Origin of the sequence: Micromonospora sp. NPDC049903 (assembly GCF_044460945.1) — a bacterium.
Classification (GTDB): domain Bacteria; phylum Actinomycetota; class Actinomycetes; order Mycobacteriales; family Micromonosporaceae; genus Micromonospora.
Map to the genome: position 1 here is coordinate 197,344 of NZ_JBITKL010000009.1, position 17,715 is coordinate 215,058.

Here is a 17,715-nt window from a genome sequence, read left to right on the forward strand (position 1 = left end):
ATCCCACGGTCAACGGAAGATGACGAACGAGTTTCTCGATGTTTCCTGCCGACATTTCGCCTGGTGGATGCCCCGGACGGGACGAGGGGACGCCGCCGCGACGACTGGCGGCGGCGGCGACAGCGGGCCGGATGAGGCGCGTAGCCGGGAACACGACGGCCGCCACGGGCCCGCTCAGCGGACGGCGGGGCCGTACCCGGCCACCGGTTCCCGCACTGTGGTCGCTGCCGACACACCAGGGGCCCGACCCCACCGGCGATCCCGCGACCGCACGTCGGTGGACCCGAGGTCACGCCGGATCAGCAGAGACATTGCGACAGGGTACGGGCGCGACCGGTTCCGGTCCGCCCACGACGAGCGGCCTTTCCCCGCAGTCGCACGAGTCGCTCGGCCAGCTCGCCGGCACGAGTGGAAGCTCGGCGCAGGCGTCGGCGTCGGCGTCGGCCGAGGGTCGGAGACGTCGGCCAGGGCCGGGGGCCGGGGCCAGGGGCCGGGGCGGCTGACTGCCATGTCGGGTACGGGCACTGTCGAGCTGACGGCAGCGACGGATCGCGGTAAGCGCCTACCTGCTCTGCGCCGGCCGGGAGTGGCCGTGCAAGCCGAGCCGAGCCGCCCCGCCGCTCGCCGGGACTGACCGCAACTCACCGTTCGAGCACGGTCGGCCCGCGTTGATGGCCTCCACGGTCGGAGTGTCCGGGTTCGTCTCCCCGGACGGGCGGGTAGGGGCGATCGGCAGCGACCGAGACCGCCCGGCCCGCCACATCGCCGAGTCGTCGGCCCGCTGGCCGCTCTCGCAGTCGAGAGGGCCGATAGCGCATACGGTTCAGCTCGACAGGGGCCGCCGACACGACCATTGGGCCAGGCATCGGCCGGAGCCCGGGCCGGAACGCCGCTGGTCCCGGGCGGCGTCACGCCACCCGGGACAGCGGTCCGTCTCAGCCGGTCAGAAGTCGTCGTCGAAGCTGACCGAGCCGGTCACCCCGACCTGGTAGGCGGAGACCCGCCGCTCGAAGAAGTTGGACAGCTCCTGGACGTCCTGCAACTCCATGAACGCGAACGGGTTGCCGCTGCCGTACATGGGTGCGATGCCGAGCACGGCCAGGCGCCGGTCGGCCACGTGCTGGAGGTACTCCCGCATGTCGGCCAGCGACATCCCGGAGACGCCCTGCTCCAGCAGGTCTGCGGCGAACTGGACCTCGCACTCGACCGCCTCGGCCAGCATGTCCTTGACCTGCTGCTCCATCTCGGCGTCGAAGAGGTCCGGCTCCTCGGCGCGGACGGTGTCGACCACGTCGAAGGCGAACGCCATGTGCATGGACTCGTCGCGGAACACCCAGTTGGTGCCCGAGGCGAGGCCGTGCAGCAGCCCCCGGGAGCGCAGGTAGTAGACGTACGCGAAGGCACCGTAGAAGAACAGGCCCTCGATGCAGGCGGCGAAGCAGATCAGGTTCAGCAGGAAGGCCCGCCGGTCCTCCCGGGTCCGCAGCTCACGCAGGGCGAAGATGGAGTCGATCCACTTGAAGCAGAACTCGGCCTTGCGGGCGATCGACGGGATGTTCTCCACCGCCGCGAACGCCGCGAACCGTTCCTTCTCGTCCGGGACGTAGGTGTCCAGCAGGTTCAGATAGAACTGGACGTGCACCGCCTCCTCGAACAACTGCCGGGAGAGGTACAACCGCCCCTCCGGCGAGTTGACGTGCTGATAGAGGTTGAGCACGAGGTTGTTGGCGACGATGGTGTCGCCGGTGGCGAAGAACGCCACGAGCCGAGACACCAGGTGCTGCTCGGCCGGGGAGAGCTTGGCCAGGTCGGCGAGGTCGGAATGCAGGTCGACCTCCTCCACCGTCCAGGTGTTCTTGATGGCGTCCTTGAAGCGGTCGAAGAAGTGCGGGTACCGCATCGGCCGCAGGGTCAGGTCCATACCGGGGTCGAGCAGCAGGTGCCGCTCCCCCACGCCGGTGCTGGTGCTGGTCTCGGAGACGGTGGTCACTGGCATGCCTCGCAGCTCTCGGGGTTCTCCAGGGAGCAGGCCAACGCCTCGTCGTCGCTGACCGCCACGACCGGCGTGACGCTCGGGGTGACGGCGACGGTGGCCTGCTGGATCCGGGTCGCCGGACGCGACCGCAGGTAGTAGGTGGTCTTCAGCCCGGACTTCCAGGCGTACAGGTACATCGAGGAGAGCTTGCCGATGGTCGGCGCGCTCAGGAACAGGTTCAGCGACTGCGACTGGTCGATGAAGGGGGCGCGGGCCGCCGCCAGGTCGATCAGCGCCCGTTGCGGCAGCTCCCACGCGGTCCGGAACAGTTCGCGTACGTCGGCGGGCAGCTCGACGACGCCCTGCACGGAACCCTCGGCGCGCTTGATCTGCTCCCGGATCGCGGCCGTCCACAGTCCGCGCGCCTTCAGCTCGCGGACCAGGTAGGTGTTGATCTGGAGGAACTCGCCGGACATCGTCTCGCGCTTGAACAGGTTGGACACCTGCGGCTCGATGCACTCGTAGCAGCCGGCGATCGAGGCGATGGTGGCGGTCGGCGCGATCGCCACCAGCAACGAGTTCCGCAGGCCGTGCCGGCCGATCGTCTCGCGCAGCGCGGTCCACCGCTCGGGCTGGCCGACCTCGGCGCCCCACAGGTCCGGGTGCAGCTCACCCCGGGCGGCGCGGGTCTCGGCGTACGCGGGATGCGGGCCGAACCGCTCGGCGAGCCCGGCGGAGGTCTCCAACGCGGTCAGGAAGATCTCCTCCTGCACCCGCGTCGACAGCTCCCTGGCGGCCGGTGAGTCGAACGGCAGGCGCAGCGTGAAGAACGCGTCCTGCAAACCCATCAGCCCGAGCCCGACGGGGCGCCAGCGCGGGTTCGACGCCGCCGCCTGCGCGGCCGGGTAGTAGTTGATGTCGATCACCCGGTCCAGGAACACCACGGCGGTACGCACCGTGGCGCGCAGCCGTTCCCAGTCGACACCGTCCGCCGTGACGTGCGCGCCCAGGTTGACCGAGCCGAGGTTGCAGACCGCCGTCTCGGCGTCGTCGTTGACCTCCAGGATCTCGGTGCAGAGGTTCGACAGGTGGATGGTGTTGCCCGGGGCGCCGGTCTGGTTGGACAGCCGGTTCGAGGCGTCCTTGAACGTCATCCACCCGTTGCCGGTCTGCGCGAGCGTCCGCATCATCCGCCCGTACAGGTCGCGGGCCTTGACGGTCTTGACCGCCTTCTTCTCCGCCGCCCGGTACGCCTCGTCGAACGCCTCGCCGAACAGGTCGGGCAGCTCGGGGGCGTCCGACGGGTCGACGAGCGACCAGTCGCCGTCCGCCTCGACGCGCCGCATGAACTCGTCCGGGATCCAGTTGGCGAGGTTCAGGTTGTGCGTCCGCCGGGACTCCTCGCCGGTGTTGTCCCGCAGTTCGAGGAACTCCTCCACGTCCGGGTGCCACGGTTCGAGGTAGACGCAGGCCGCGCCCTTGCGACGGCCGCCCTGGTTGACCGCGGCCACCCCGGCGTCCAGCGTCTTGAGGAACGGCACGATGCCGTTCGACCTGCCGTTGGTGCCCCGGATCAGGGCGCCCCGACCGCGCACCCGGGACCAGGAGATGCCGATGCCACCGGAGAACTTGGACAGCTTCGCGACCTGGTGGTAACGCTCGTAGATGGAGTCGAGTTCGTCGCGCGGCGAGTCGACCAGGAAGCACGAGGACATCTGGGTGTGCCGGGTGCCGGAGTTGAACAGCGTCGGCGAGCTGGGCAGGTAGGCCAGGCTGGACATCAGCCGGTAGAAGCCGATCGCCTCGCCGGGCGTCTGGGACAGGCCGCAGGCGACCCGCAGCAGCCAGTACTGCGGCGTCTCCACCACCAGTCGGGTCTGCGGGTGCCGCAGCAGGTACCGGTCGGCGACCGTGCGCAGGCCGAAGTACTCGAAACGCAGGTCCCCGGCCGGGTCGACGGCGTCGTCCAGCTTGCGCGCGTTGCGGGCCACGAACGCGGCGGTGTCGTCGCCGATCAGGCCCAGGCCGTGTGCGTACCGGATGGACTGGCTGAAGCTGGCCACCTGCTGCCCGCGGACCTCCTTGTCCACGTACGCGGCCAGCAGTCGGGCCGCCAGCTTCGAGTACTGCGGCTCCTCACCGATCAGCTCGGCTGCGGTCTGGATGGACAGCTTGTCCATCTCGGCCGTGGTCGCGCCGTCGTAGAGCCCGCTGATGGTCTTGGTGGCCACCCGCAACGGGTCGATCTCGTCCAGGTCGGCGACCCACCGCTCCACCGCCTTGACGATCTTGTTGACGTCCACCGGCTCGGTGTCGCCGTTCCGCTTACGGACCTGCATGACGTGCCGGCGTTGCTCCGGCCCCGCCTGCTCCTGGGTCACCGTCATGTTCCCCCTCCTCACGCCTGTCCCCGAGATCGTCGGGTCCGCGCGGGAGGACGCCGCCGGTCACCGACGGCACTGCTGCCGTGACTGACCAGCTCATGGCGTCGGCCGTCCCACGCGGCCTTCGACCGCCGCACACGTCGCGTGCGGCGCGCTGGCAGGTCTTCGGACTCGTGGGCCTGGTGCTCGCGCCTACTGGCCGTCGCTTCCCAGACCTGGCGGGTCCAGTGCGTGATGACGGCGGTCGTTCCCACTCACCGCTGCGGGGCAGTCCCGGATTCCCACCGGGTTCCCTCTTGCCTCGACCGCCGTTTCAGTGGCGGCCGAACCAGCTACGGGGCACACCATATATGGGTGCGGTGCGAAGATGGCAACACCAGATGCTGTGCCGGGCGTGTCGCGTGCCAGATGCCGGGCATCCCGCCGACCGACGGCCGGGTACTCGATCATGCCCACTAGCATCGTCGCGTGCAGACAGCGGCCGGACCCGGCGACCGACGGGCACTGCTCGACATCCTCGTCCACGCCGCGGATCGGACCCCCGACCAGAAGATCGTGCACGTGCGCGAGGACGGCACCGAACGCACCGTCACCGTCCGAGAGTTGCGGGACGAGGCGCTGCGGGTGGCGGGCGGCTACCGTGCCGCCGGAGTGGCCCCGGGCACCCCGGTGATCCTGGTCGCCGACGCCGGGGACGACTTCCAGCCGCTGTTCTGGGGGGCGCTCGCCGCCGGGTTGGTCCCGGTGCCGCTGCCACCCGAGCCGACCCGGGTACGGGCCGTCCGCGAGCTGCTCACCGACGCGGTGACCGTGCTGGACGACGCCACCGAGGCGCTCGCCGACGGGCTGGCCGGTCCGGTGCTGCGGCTGGCCGACCTGCGGACCGGCACCCCACCGGAGGCCCTGTTCGCGGCCGACCCCGGCGACGTGGCGTTCCTCCAGTTCTCCTCCGGCAGCACCGGCACGCCGCGCGGGGTGGAGTTGACCCACTCCAACGTGCTGGCCAATGTGGAGCAGTCCCGGCTGGCCAGTGGCGCCGGGCCGGACGACGTCCTGGTCACCTGGATGCCGTACTTCCACGACATGGGGTTGATCGGCACCCACCTGACCCCGCTCGCCATCGGGTGCACCCAGGTCCGCGTACCCCCGATGGCGTTCGCCAAGCGCCCGGCGCTGTGGTTCACCGCCGCCCACCGGCACCGCGCGACCCTGCTGTCGGCGGCGAACTTCGCGCTGGCCCTGGCCGTCCGCCGGGTCCCGACGGACCTCCTCGCCACGCTGGACCTGAGCCGGGTCCGGTGCGTGGTGGTGGGCGCGGAGCCCATCTCCCCCACCGTGTGGCGGGCCTTCCTGGCGCACGTCCGCCCGGCCGGGCTCGCCCCGTCCGCCCTGCGACCGGTGTACGGCCTGGCGGAGGCGACCCTCGCGGTGACCTTCCCGCCGCCCGGAGAGGTCGCCGCGCCGCTGGTGCTGGACCGGGCCGCGCTGAGCCAGGGCCGCGCGGTGACCACCGGGCCGGGCCCGGACGCCGTGGAGCTGATGGACCTGGGGCACCCGGTGCCCGGCTGTGAGGTCCGCGTCGTCGACGAGCGGCACCGGCCACTGCCCGAGGACCGAGTGGGCCTGATCGAGGTACGCGGCCCGAACGTGGCGCGCGGCTACCACCGGGACCCGCAGGCCAGCCGGGAGACCTTCGTGGACGGTTGGCTGCACACCGGTGACCTGGGTTTCCAGCGCGCCGGTCGGCTCTGCGTGACCGGCCGGGCGAAGGACGTGATCTTCGTCAACGGTCGGACGTTCCACGCCCCCGACCTGGAGGCGGTGGCCGCCGCGACCGTCGGGTTGCCGGCCACGGTCACGGCGGTGGTCGGCTGCACCGACCCGGACAGCGGCGGCGAGCGGATCGTGGTGTTCGTGGCCTGGGCGCGACCGCCGGCCGGGGCGGCCGTGGTGCTCGACGCCACGCGGGCCCGGGTCGCCGAGGCGGCCGGGCACGACGACGTACGGGTGCTGCCGCTGCCGCCCGGCGCGTTCGCCCGGACCACCAGCGGAAAGCTGCGGCGGCGCCGGATGCGCGAACGCTACCTGGCCGGCGACTTCGCCGACCGGGAACGCCGCTGGCACCCGACGGGGCCGAGTGCGGCGCACCGGGTGGCCGAGCCAGTGCCCTCGGGGCCGCTGTCCCGGCGACGGGTCGAGCAGGTCGTCCGGGCGGTCTGGGCCCGGGTGCTGGAGCGGCCCGCCGACACCATCGCGGCGGACGACCGTTTCCTGGCCATCGGCGGTTCGTCGCTCAAGGCGATGGAGGTGCTGGCCGGGCTGGAGGACGCCCTCGGCACCACGTTCGATCCGGCGGACCTGCGGGACTGCCCCACCGTCGCCACGTTGACCGACCGCATCCTGGCCGGGCCGCCCACGACCCGACCGGCACCGCCCGACGGGCGCGCCCCGACGTCGCAGGACGCCCGCTCCGGCGCGACGCCGCTCGCGGTCATCGGGATGGCCTGCCGCTTCCCGGGTGCCGACGACCCCGACGAGTTCTGGCGCGGGCTTGTCGGTGGCGTCGACGCGGTGCGGCCGGTCCCGGAGCACCGGTGGACGCCGCAGGACGGTCGGCCCCGCTGGGGGTCCTTCCTGGACGATCCGATGCAGCTCGACGCGGACTTCTTCGGGCTCTCCGACGAGGAGGCCCGGCTCACCGACCCGCACGCCCGACTGTTCCTGGAGATCGGGTACGAGGCGCTCGAACGCGCCGGGTACGCCGGGCCGCGTCGGCAGGGCCGTCGCGTCGGGGTCTTCGCCGCCGTCGGCGAGAGCGCCTTCCCGGAGCTGCTGGCCGCCACCGGTCCGGTCGCCGCACCGGCGGCGCTGGTCGGCAACCTGCGCAACCTCGTGGCGGCCCGGCTGTCGCAGGCGCTGGACCTGGCCGGTCCGGCGATCGTGGTGGACACGGCCTGTTCCTCGGCGCTGGTCGCGCTGCACCTGGCCGCGCGCAGCCTGGCCACCGGCGAGTGCGACATCGCGGTGGTCGGCGGGGTGAACCTGAATCTCACCGAGACCGCCTACCGGCTGCTGGACGCCGCCGAGGCGCTGTCGCCGACCGGGCGGTGTCGCGCCTTCGACGCCGACGCCGACGGCTTCGTGCCCGGCGAGGGCGGCGCGGCGCTCGTCCTGTGCCGCCCCGACGACGCGTACGCCGCCGGGGACCGGGTGCTGGCCCTGGTCGCCGGCACCGCCGTGGGTAACGACGGCCGGTCGCTGAGCCTGCTCGCCCCGAATCCGCAGCGGCAGTGGGAGGTCATCGCGCGCGCGTACGCGGACGCCGGGCTCGACCCGGCTGCCGTCTCGTACGTCGAGGCGCACGGCACCGGCACCGGCCTCGGTGACCCGGTGGAGGCACGGTCGCTGGCCGCCGCGTATCCGCGCCGCCCCGACGGCACGCCCCGCTGGTTGGGGTCGGTCAAGACCAACCTGGGACACCTGCTCAACTCCGCCGGCATGCCGGCGCTGCTGAAGGTGGTGCTGGCCCTGCGGCACCGGCAGTTGCCGCCGTCGCTGCACCGCGTCCGACCGTCCACCCGGTACGACCTGGACGCCGCCGGCTTCACGGTGGTCACCGAGGCACGCCCGTGGACCGCACCTGGACCGCTGGTCGCCGGCGTGAACGCGTTCGGCTTCGGGGGCACCAACGCCCACGCTGTGCTGCGCGAGGCACCGCCCCGCGAGCCCGTACCGCCGCCGGCCGGCACCGGCGCGCACCTGGTGGCGCTCACCGCGCGGTCGGCGTCCGCGCTACGGCGCAGTGCCCACGACCTCGCGGCGCACCTACGCGACCGGGGTGACCTGGACGTGGCCGACGTGGTCGCCAGCGCCGGGACGGCCCGCGACGACGCGCCGTACCGGTTGGCGCTCGTCGCCGACGGCACCGGGCTGGCCGACCGGTTGGCGGCTGCCGCGACCGCGTACCGGGACGGGCCGGTCCGCCGTCGACCCCGGATCGTCTTCGTCTTCGCGGGCGACGGTTCCCCGCCGGCCCTGGCTGCGGTCCGCGACCTGCACGACCGGCTCCCGGTCTTCCGTGACCTGCTTACCCGGTTCTGCGCCGCCGCCGGGCCGGTGGCGGGACGGCCGTTGCTGTCCTGGTGCCTGGACGACGGGCCGGACCGGTCGGACCGGCGGATCACCGCCCCGGTGCGCGTGGTGGTGGCCCTGGCCCTGGCCGGACAGCTCGCCGCCTGGGGGGTGCGGCCCGACGCGCTGCTCGGACACGGGGTCGGTGAGCTGGCGGCAGCCGCCGCCGGGGGCGCGCTGGGCATCGCCGACGCGATCCGGCGCGCCGTCGCGCTCGCCGACCCGGCCCACGTCGAGAACGGTCCCGCCGACCGGGACGACGACGGGTACGCCCTCGCGGCGCTGCGGGGCGTGCCGGTGTTCAGCGCGGCGGCCGGGCGGTGGGATCCGCCGGAGCCGGTCCGGTGGGCCACCGACACGGCGAGCGGAGCGGAGCTGCGCGCGGCGTGGCGGCGGCTGCACGACGACGGGTACGACACCGTGGTCGAGTTGGGCGTCGCGGAGGCGGCGGAGCACGGCGGCGGACAGGTCGACGTCGGGCCGGCCGACGGCCTGGTCCGGATGATCGCGGTGCAGTGCGGGCCGACCGGTGCGGTCCCTACCGGTTCCGCGTCGTTGCTGGCCACGGCCGGACGGCTCTGGGCGCGGGGCGGTCCGCTCGACCGGCCCGCCCTGTACGGCGGGCGGCAGCGGGTGCCGGTGCCGACCTACCCGTTCGAGCGTCGCGCCTTTCCGCCCCCGGGGGCGGCGCACGCCGTACCGCTGCACGTCGTGGCCTGGCGGGAGGTGCCGGCGGCGGTCGGCGTACCGGCCCGGCGGGTGTGGCTGCGCGGCCCGGGGGTGGGGGGTCCGTTCGCCGACGACCTGGCCGCCGCGTTCACCGCCGACGGGATCGAGGTCCGCACCGGCCCGGCGGTCGGTGCGGACGGCGACATCACCGTGCTGCTGGCCGGGGCGGCGGTGGACACGCCGGACGTGGCCGCGCTCGACGCCGCCGTCACCGCCCAGGTACGCACCGTCCGCGCCCTGATCGACGAGGGGGTCGACCGGCCGGGCCGGCTGCTGGTGGTCACCGAGGACGTGCACGTCACCGGTGTGGCCGAGGAGCGTGGGCGGCCGGTGCAGGCGGTGTTGGCCGGACTGGCCGCCGCGCTCGCCGACGAGCGTCCCGGCCTGCTCGTGCACACCGTGGACCTGTCCTCCTCGGACGGTACGACAGCGCGGGTCGACGCCGTCCGGCACGAGGTGTCCGCCGTCGCCGCAGACCCGGCAGCCGTCGACGGGCACACCTCACCCGACCCGTACGCGGCGACCGGCGTGGCCTGGCGGGGCGGACGCCGGCTGGGCCGGTTCCTCGACCCGCTGCCGTCGGACGCGGGCCGGTTCCTCGACCCGGTGCCGTCGGCGGGCGACCCGACCGGTGCCCCTGCCGGTGGCGGATCCGTCGCAGCGGGCGCCGTGCACCTGATCGTCGGTGGTGCCGGTGGTGTGGGCGCGGAGTTGGCCCGGTCCCTGGCCCGCCGGGAGCAACCGACACTGCTGCTGGCCGGTCGGTCGGACCACGCACCGGCAGCGTTGCTGGCCGAACTGACCGCGCTGGGCGCGACGGCGACCTACCACCGGTGTGACGTGACCGTGGCCGCCGACGTGGACGCCCTGCTCGCCGCCGCGCCCCGGGTGGACACCGTGTTCCACGCCGCCGGCATCGTCCGGGTCGGCACCCTGCGCGCCAAGTCCGTCCCGGACGTGCTCGCCGTGCTGGCCCCGAAGGTACGCGGCACCCACCTGCTCGCCGAGGCGCTGCGGCGACACGGCCACGATCGGGCCGCGCTGGTCGGGTTCTCGTCGGTCAGCGCGGTACGGCCCGGGCTGGCCGGCGCGATCGGCGACTACGCCGCCGCCAACCGGTTCCTCGACGCGTTCGCCTCCGCGCACCGGGCCGCCGGCCGGCGCGTCCAGGCGGTCGGCTTCGCCGCGATCAGCGACGCCGGCATGGCCGCCCGGACCGGCGGTGTCGGCGGGGGGATGCCGGTCGACGAGGCACTGCGCGCCCTGGCGGTCGCCCGTCGTGTCGACGCCGCGCACGTCGTCGTCGCGGCCCGGCCGGAGAATCCGGCGACCGCGCCGACGGCCAGCGTCCCGGCGGTCACCGTCCCGGCCGGGGCAGCCGTCGCTGTCGAGACCACCACCGTCGACCTGCCGCGCGGGCCGGACGGTGTGGACGGTGGGCCGGGTCGGGACGAGGTGGCCCGGGTGCTGCGGCGGCTGCTCGCCGAACCGCTGCACCGGCAGCCCGACGAGATCGCCGACGACACCTCGTTCCTCGCTCTCGGCCTGGACTCACTGGCCGCAGTGGACCTGGTCAAGCGGCTGGAGGAGGAACTCGGCCGGGAGCTACCGGTCACGCTGTTCTTCGAGTACACCACCGTCGCCGACCTGGCCGCCCACCTCACCGGGGTACGCGCCGCCGAGGCGGTTCCGCCGGTGACGCAGACGCCGGCGGCCGGGGAGCGGACTCCGGTCGAGGGCGAGCCGTTCCCGCTGACCGCCGTGCAGCGGGCCTTCCACGTCAACGAACGGCTCCACCCCACCGTGGCCAGCTTCGCCTTCGTCCAGCAGACCGTCACCGGTCCCCTGGACGCCGGACTGCTCGGGCAGGCGCTGGCCCGCCTGGAGTCGCGCCACCCGATGCTGCGGGTGCGGTTCACGCCCGGTCCGGGTACGCCTCGCCAGGTGGTCCCGCCCGTGCCGGCCCACCCGGCTCCGACCCCGGACTGGTACGCGGTGCGGTCGCTCACCGAGCCGCTCGGCAAGGTACGGGAGCGGCTGTGCAACACCCCGGTCGACCTGACCCGGCAGCCGCCGCTGCGAGCGGTCCTCGTCCGGGAGGCACCCGACCGGGCCCACCTGCTGCTGGTGCTGCACCACGCCGCCGGGGACGGGTTCAGCCTGAACCTGCTCAGCGAGGAACTGTGGGCCGACTACACCGCCCTGGCCCACGGCCGCACGCCGGTGGCCCGACCGCCGGCTCCCGGATTCGACACGTACGCGCGTCAGGTGACCGGACCCGCGCCGGAGGACCTGGCGTACTGGCGGGACCTGCTGGCCGACGGCACGACGCTGCGGCTGCCGTTCGACGGTGACCCGGACGCACGCCCCGACCCACCCCTGCTGACCACGCAGAGTGAGCTGGAGCCGGAGCTGGTGGCGGCGTTGCGGGACCGGGCCGCCGAGGCCGGTGTGTCGCTGTTCCACCTGCTGCTGGCCGGGTATGTGCGCTGCCTGGCCCGCTGGGGCGGCCGGCGACGCGTGCCGGTGGCGGTGGCGCGGGCCGGTCGGGACGCCCGGCTGGCCGACATCGACCGGATCGTCGGGCCGTTCGCCGACACCCTGCCCCTGGTCCTCGACGTGGACCCCGACGAGCCGGTCGGACAGCTCGCCGACCGGCTCCGGGTGACCTGGTCGGCGGCGCAGCGGCACGGCTCGGTGACCAGTCTCGACCTGGCCCGAATGCTCGACCGTCCCGGCGCCGGGCCACGTACCGTCAGCCCGGCCGGGTTCAGTTTCGCCCGGTTCCCGGTCACGCTCGACCCGGACTGTCCCGTCGCCGTGAGGCCCACGGCGGCCGGTTCCGGCTCCGCCGCCACCCGGTTGAGCCTGCTCTGCTGGGAGTCCGGCGACGGCCTCGGCCTGTCCTGGAACTTCCCGCGCCGCCTGTTCACCCCGGCGACCGTGGCCCGGCTCGCCGCCGAACACCGGGACGACCTCGTCGCGATCGCCACCGGCCGACCGCCACTGTCCTCCGACGTGACCGCCCGGATCCGGGCGGTCTGCCGGCGTACCCCGGATGCGGTGGCGGTGACGACCGGCGAGCGGACCCTGACCTACCGGACCCTGGACCGCAACGCCGACCGGTTGGCCGCACTGCTCGCCCGGCATGGGGTACGCCCCGGCGACCGGGTCGGCCTGCTCACCGCGCCCGGTCCGCAGACCGTGGTCGGAGTGGTCGGCATCCTGCGGGCCGGTGCCGCCTGGGTGCCGCTGGACGCGACCCACCCACCAGCCCGCCTCGCCGACCATCTGGTCCGGGCCGGAGCCGGAGTGCTGCTGCACGACGACGAATCGGCCGCCGTCGCGACCCGCCTCGACGCTGCCGCACGACCGGTCTCCTTCGACCCGAGCACCGCCGACACCGTCGCGGAGCACGACGTCCCGTCGGTGCCCGAGGCGACGCCGGACCAGACCGCGTACGTGATCTTCACGTCGGGATCGACCGGGCGGCCCAAGGGCGTACCGGTCAACCACCGGTCGATGCGTACCTATCTCGACTGGGCCGTGGCCACCTTCGGTTACCGGCCCGGGGACCGGCTCGCCCAGACGGCCTCGAGCTGCTTCGACGCCTCGGTCCGGCAGATCCTGGCCCCGCTGCTGGTCGGGGCTACCGTGGTCACCTTCACGCGCGCGCAGCTCCGCGATCCGCAGGCGTTGCTGGCCCGGATCGCCGCAGCCCGGATCACGGTGTGGAGTTCGGTCCCCACCCTGTGGGAGCGGATCCTGCGCGCCGCCGAGGAGCACGTCCGCCGCCACGGCGAGGCACCCGACCTGGCCGCGTTGCGGTGGGTGCACGTGGGCGGCGAGGAGTTGTCCCCGGTGGCGGTCCGGCGGTGGTTCGACCTGTTCGGCGATGCCCGGATCACCAACCTGTACGGCCCGACCGAGGCCACCATCAACGCCACCTGGCACCTGATCGACTCCCGGCCCGACGACGCGGTCCGTCGGCTGCCGATCGGCCGCCCGGTCGGCGGGGCGGTGGTCCGCGTCGTCGACCCGGATGGTCGGGTCTGCCCGCCCGGCGTGGCCGGTGAGCTGTATCTCGGCGGCGTCGGCCTCACCACCGGCTACCTCGGCGAGCCGGAGCTGACCGGGGCGGCGTTCGTGGTCCACGACGGCGAGCGGTTCTATCGCAGCGGCGACCGGGCTCGGCTCGCGCCGGACGGTGCACTGGAGTTCCTGGGCCGCCTCGACGACCAGATCAAGATCCATGGTCACCGGGTGGAGCCTGGCGAGATCGAGGCGGTGCTGCGCACCCATCCGGAGGTCGCCTCCGCGACCGTGCTGCACCGGGCCGATCCGCATCCCCGGCTGCACGCCTTCGTGCTGCCCGCACCGCAGACCGCCCCGACCACGGCCGCGCTGCGTGCCCACCTGGCCGCTCACCTGCCGGCGCACATGGTGCCCGCGCGTCTGCACCTGCTGGACAGCCTGCCGTTGACCGCCACCGGCAAGGTCGACCGCGAGTCGCTGGCGGCACTGGCCGCCCCGCCCACCGACAGCCACGCACCCGCTCCGGCGTCCTCGCGAGCCGCCGCCTCGACGACCATCGACGCGACGGCTCCAGGCCGGGACGACGCCGTCCTGGCAGACCGCCGCGCACCGGCGGGCGGCATCGGCACGTCAACCATCACCGGCACGTCGACCGGCACCGAGGCGGAGTTGGCCCGGATCTGGGCCGGTCTGCTGGACCTGCCGGTGGTCGGCCCGGACGACGACTTCTTTGCCCTCGGTGGCGACTCCATCCTGGCCCTGGAGGTCTTCGCCCAACTCCAGGAGCGCCGCGCGGTCACGGCGAGCCCGACGCTCATCTACGAGCACCGGACCCCGGCCGCCCTGGCCGCCGCCCTCGACGCCGGTGCGGCCGACGACGACGGGCCGGACCCGGCGATCGTCCACACTGGACCGTCGACCGACGCCGTACCGCAGCCGGACTCCACCGCGCCGTTTCCGGTGACCGCCGCGCAGCGTGGCTTCCTGCTCGCCGACGCCGTCACGCCCGGCGCCGGCACCGCCTGGCTGGCCCGGCTGCGGCTGCGCGGTCCGCTGCGCCGGGACGCCTTCCAGCGTGCGGTGGACGTGCTGGTCGCCCGGCACCCGATGCTGCGGACCGTCTTCCCGGCCGGTGCCCGACCACCGGTGCAGCAGGAACTGCCCGTCGCGATGCGGCTGCCGGTGAAGTACGAGAACACGACCGGACCGGCCGACCTGGCCGCCCGGGTGGCCGAGGAACGCCGTCGACGGTTCGAGCCGTGGGCCTGGCCTCTGCTGCGGCTGCGCCTGCTGCGGGTCGCGCCGGACGACCACGTCCTGCTGGTGCACGCACACCACCTGATCGGTGACGGCTACAGTGCCGCGCTGCTGGGCCACGAACTGCTGGCCGCCTACCACGCCGACGGGGCGGCCGGTCCGCTGCCGCCGCTGCGGGCCGGTTTCCGGGACTACGTCCGGCTGATGTCGGAGCGGACCGTCGCCGCACCGGAGCCGGAGGCGTACGCCTGGTGGTCGCAGCGGTTCGGGTCCGTGTACCGGCCGCCGGTGCTGCGGGCGGACACCGACCGGCGGCACCCCGACGGCACCACCGACACGGGCACCGCGGTCCGCGCGTTCACGCTGGACGCCACGGTGGTGGCCGGACTCCGCCAGCTGGCCGCCGAGGCGTCGACCACCCTGTACGCGCCGGTGCTGACCGCGTACCACCGGGTGCTGGCCCGGCTCACCGGCCAGGACGACCTGGTCCTCGGGCTGGCCGTGACCGGACGCGACCACCCGCTGCCGGACCTGCACCGGATCTTCGGTCCCTGTGCGGCGATGCTGCCGCTGCGCCTGACCGGCACCGAGCCCTTCCCGACTCACCTGGCCCGGGTCGCGGCCGAGGTCAGCGCCGCCCGGCAGCACGCCGACCCGCCGTCGATCGCGGCGGCCGTACCCGCCGGACGTCCCGACGGCGCACCGACCGGCGCCCAGTTCTTCTTCAGTTTCCTGGACTTCGACGCGCTCCGACCCGCCGCCCCGCCGACGGGGACGGCCGGACCGGACCGGCTCGACCTCTCCTGGGACGACGACACCGAACTCGCCCCGCCGCCGCTGGGCACCGACCTGTTCCTGACCGCCCGGCCGGTGGCCGACGGCCTGCGGGTCACCCTGCGCGGCTCCCCGACGGCGGTGAGCGCCGCCGATCTGGACCACCTCGCCGACCGGCTCCGCACCGATCTGAGCACGGCGGCGACCGAGCCGACCGCAGAGCCGACCGAGCAGCACGCGGGCGTGGCCGCGCCGACCGAGCCGTACGAGGTCGCGGCCGCGCCGACTCAGCCGCACACGGGCGTGGCGACGGTCGACCGACCGACGACGCGCGCCGGGACGTCGGCCGCGCTGAGCGCCGCCATCGTCGGGTACCTGCCCTCCCCCGCGCAGCTCGCCGTGATCGCCGGTCTGCCGGCCGGGAGCCTGCCCCGGGAACAGCTCCGTGAGCTGCTCTTCCCCGGTGGTCGGCCCCGGCTGTTGGAGGAGTTGTCCACTCCGCTGGGCACCTCCGGCTTCGTCTGCCTGCCGCGCTTCGCCGACGAGTTGACCGCCGCCGGGGACCGGCTCGCCACCGAGGCCGCCGCCGCGGTCGACCTCGCCGCCGGCCTCGGGGCGACCTGTGTCTCCCTCGCCGGCCTGATCCCCGCCCACACCGGGTACGGCGTCGGGGTGCTGCGGCACACGCGTACCGCCACGGCGGTCACCACGGGTCACGCGGCCACGGTCGTCTCGGTGGTCCTCACCGTCGAGGCGGCCCTGACCGCAGCCGGGCGGAGCCTGGCCGGACGGACCGTCGCCGTGGTCGGTCTCGGCTCGATCGGGTTCTCCTCGCTGCGGCTGCTGCTGGCCCGCGCACCCCGTCCACCGGCGCGGCTGCTGCTCTGCGACCTGCCGGCGACCGCGCCCCGGCTGGCCGACCAGGTGGAGCGCCTGCGCGCCGACGGACTCACCGCCGCCGTCGAGATCTGCCCCACCACCCCGGCGGTGCCCGACCCCGCGTACGCCGCCGACCTGATCATCGGGGCCACCAGCGCCGCCACCGAACCGCTGGACGTCGACCGGCTGCGCCCCGGCACGATCGTGGTGGACGACTCCTTCCCGCACGCGCTGGATCCCGCCCGGGCGCTGGCCCGGATGCGGCGGGACCGCGACGTGCTGGTGGTCGGAGGCGGACTGCTGCACGTCGGACCGACCAGCCGTAGCGTGCCGGTGGACCTGCCGTCGGCGGCGATCGCCGGTCACGCGGCGGCGCTCGGGTTGCCCGGCACCATCGCCTCCTGCCAGCTGGAGTCGCTGTTGCGTGCCGGTACGCCCACCCTGCCGCTGGTGCACGGTCTGGTGGACGAGTCGACGGCGACGGCGTACGCGGCGGCGCTGGCCGGGGCGGGGATCACCGCCGGGCCACTGCACCTGCTGCGTCACCGCGTCGAGCCGGACCTCCCGGCGGCGCTGCCGGAGGTGCCGGCGACCTGAGGCACCCGCTGCTGCGGGTGCCGCACCGCCGGCCGGGAGCTGCGGTTCTCGTGCAGCGCGAGCAGGACCACCGAGGCCAGCACCAGCGTCAGGCCGACCCACTGGCTGGTGCCGAGTCGTCCGTCGAGCAGGGTGAGCCCGACCAGGGCGGCGGTCAGCGGGAAGGCCAGTTCGGCGAGGGTCGCGTTGGACGCGGGCGTGCGGCGCAGGGCGTGGTAGTACAGCGTCAGCGCGAGCAGGCCGGGGATGGCGGCGAGCAGCACCAGCCGGGGCACCAGCTCGATCGGCACGCTGACCGGGGTGCCGGTGGCCGCCGCGAAGGTGGCCAGCGTGACCAGGCCGACGCTGAACCGCAGCGTGGTGACGTGCAGGAAGGAGAGTTCGGCGCTGACCATCCGGCCGAGGACGGTCCCGGCCGCCCAGAGCGCCGCCGCGCCGAGCGCGAGTCCGGCCGCGGCAAGACCGCGCGGCTGCGCCGACAGTGGATCGGGGAAGGCCAGCAGCCAGGCGCCGACCAGCGCGGGCACCGCGAAGAGCGGGAACCGGGGGCCGACCCGCTCCCCCAGCAGCATGGCGGCCAGGACCAGGGCGAGCACCGGCTGGAGCTTCTGCAACACCTGCGGGGTGATCGGGTCGCCCAGGCGAAAGGCGGCGGTGAAGAGCGTGGTGGCCAGTGCCGAGGAGCCGGCGCCGATCACCAGCACGGCCAACTTGGTCCGCACCGAGGACCGGGCCAGCGCGCGTACGGCCGGGATCAGCCACGGTGACACCAGCAGCACCAGCACGACGTGTTCGGCCAGCACCACGCTCAGCGCGGGAAGCTCGCGGGCCAGCGGTTCGCGGAGCAGGCTGGAGAAGCCCCAGAGACTGGCGGCCACCGCGACCAGCCAGGTGCGATCGCCGGTGGCCCGGCTGGTGAGCGGGCTCATCGTGTCCTCCCGGTGGGTGCCGACC

General features: G+C 74.3%; 4 protein-coding genes and 1 riboswitch. Of the genes, 1 reads left to right on the forward strand and 3 read right to left on the reverse strand.

All coding sequences use genetic code 11. The features are described 5' to 3' along the window. Nucleotides 1–943 precede the first annotated feature (943 nt). Nucleotides 944–1,990: a ribonucleotide-diphosphate reductase subunit beta gene (locus ACIBO1_RS17005; RefSeq protein WP_396747303.1), complete on the reverse strand. Its 1,047-nt coding sequence runs from the start codon at nt 1,988–1,990 to the stop codon at nt 944–946. Continuing rightward, nucleotides 1,987–4,362, reverse strand: a complete 2,376-nt coding sequence (locus ACIBO1_RS17010) for a ribonucleoside-diphosphate reductase subunit alpha (RefSeq protein WP_396747188.1) — start codon at nt 4,360–4,362, stop codon at nt 1,987–1,989. Before ACIBO1_RS17010 ends, ACIBO1_RS17005 begins: the two co-directional genes overlap by 4 nt. Before the next feature lie 135 nt (nt 4,363–4,497). Continuing rightward, nucleotides 4,498–4,707, reverse strand: a riboswitch (cobalamin riboswitch). Between the two features lie 120 nt (nt 4,708–4,827). Here ACIBO1_RS17010 and ACIBO1_RS17015 point away from each other — a divergent pair. After that, nucleotides 4,828–16,761, forward strand: coding sequence for an amino acid adenylation domain-containing protein (locus ACIBO1_RS17015; protein ID WP_396747191.1), 11,934 nt, complete (start codon nt 4,828–4,830; stop codon nt 16,759–16,761). Here the strand turns inward: ACIBO1_RS17015 and ACIBO1_RS17020 are convergent. Further along, nucleotides 16,707–17,690 (reverse strand): DMT family transporter, encoded by a 984-nt coding sequence (locus ACIBO1_RS17020; protein ID WP_396747194.1) that lies wholly within the window; start codon nt 17,688–17,690, stop codon nt 16,707–16,709. The two genes, ACIBO1_RS17015 and ACIBO1_RS17020, sit on opposite strands and share 55 nt — an antisense overlap. Between the last annotated feature and the right edge of the window lie 25 nt (nt 17,691–17,715).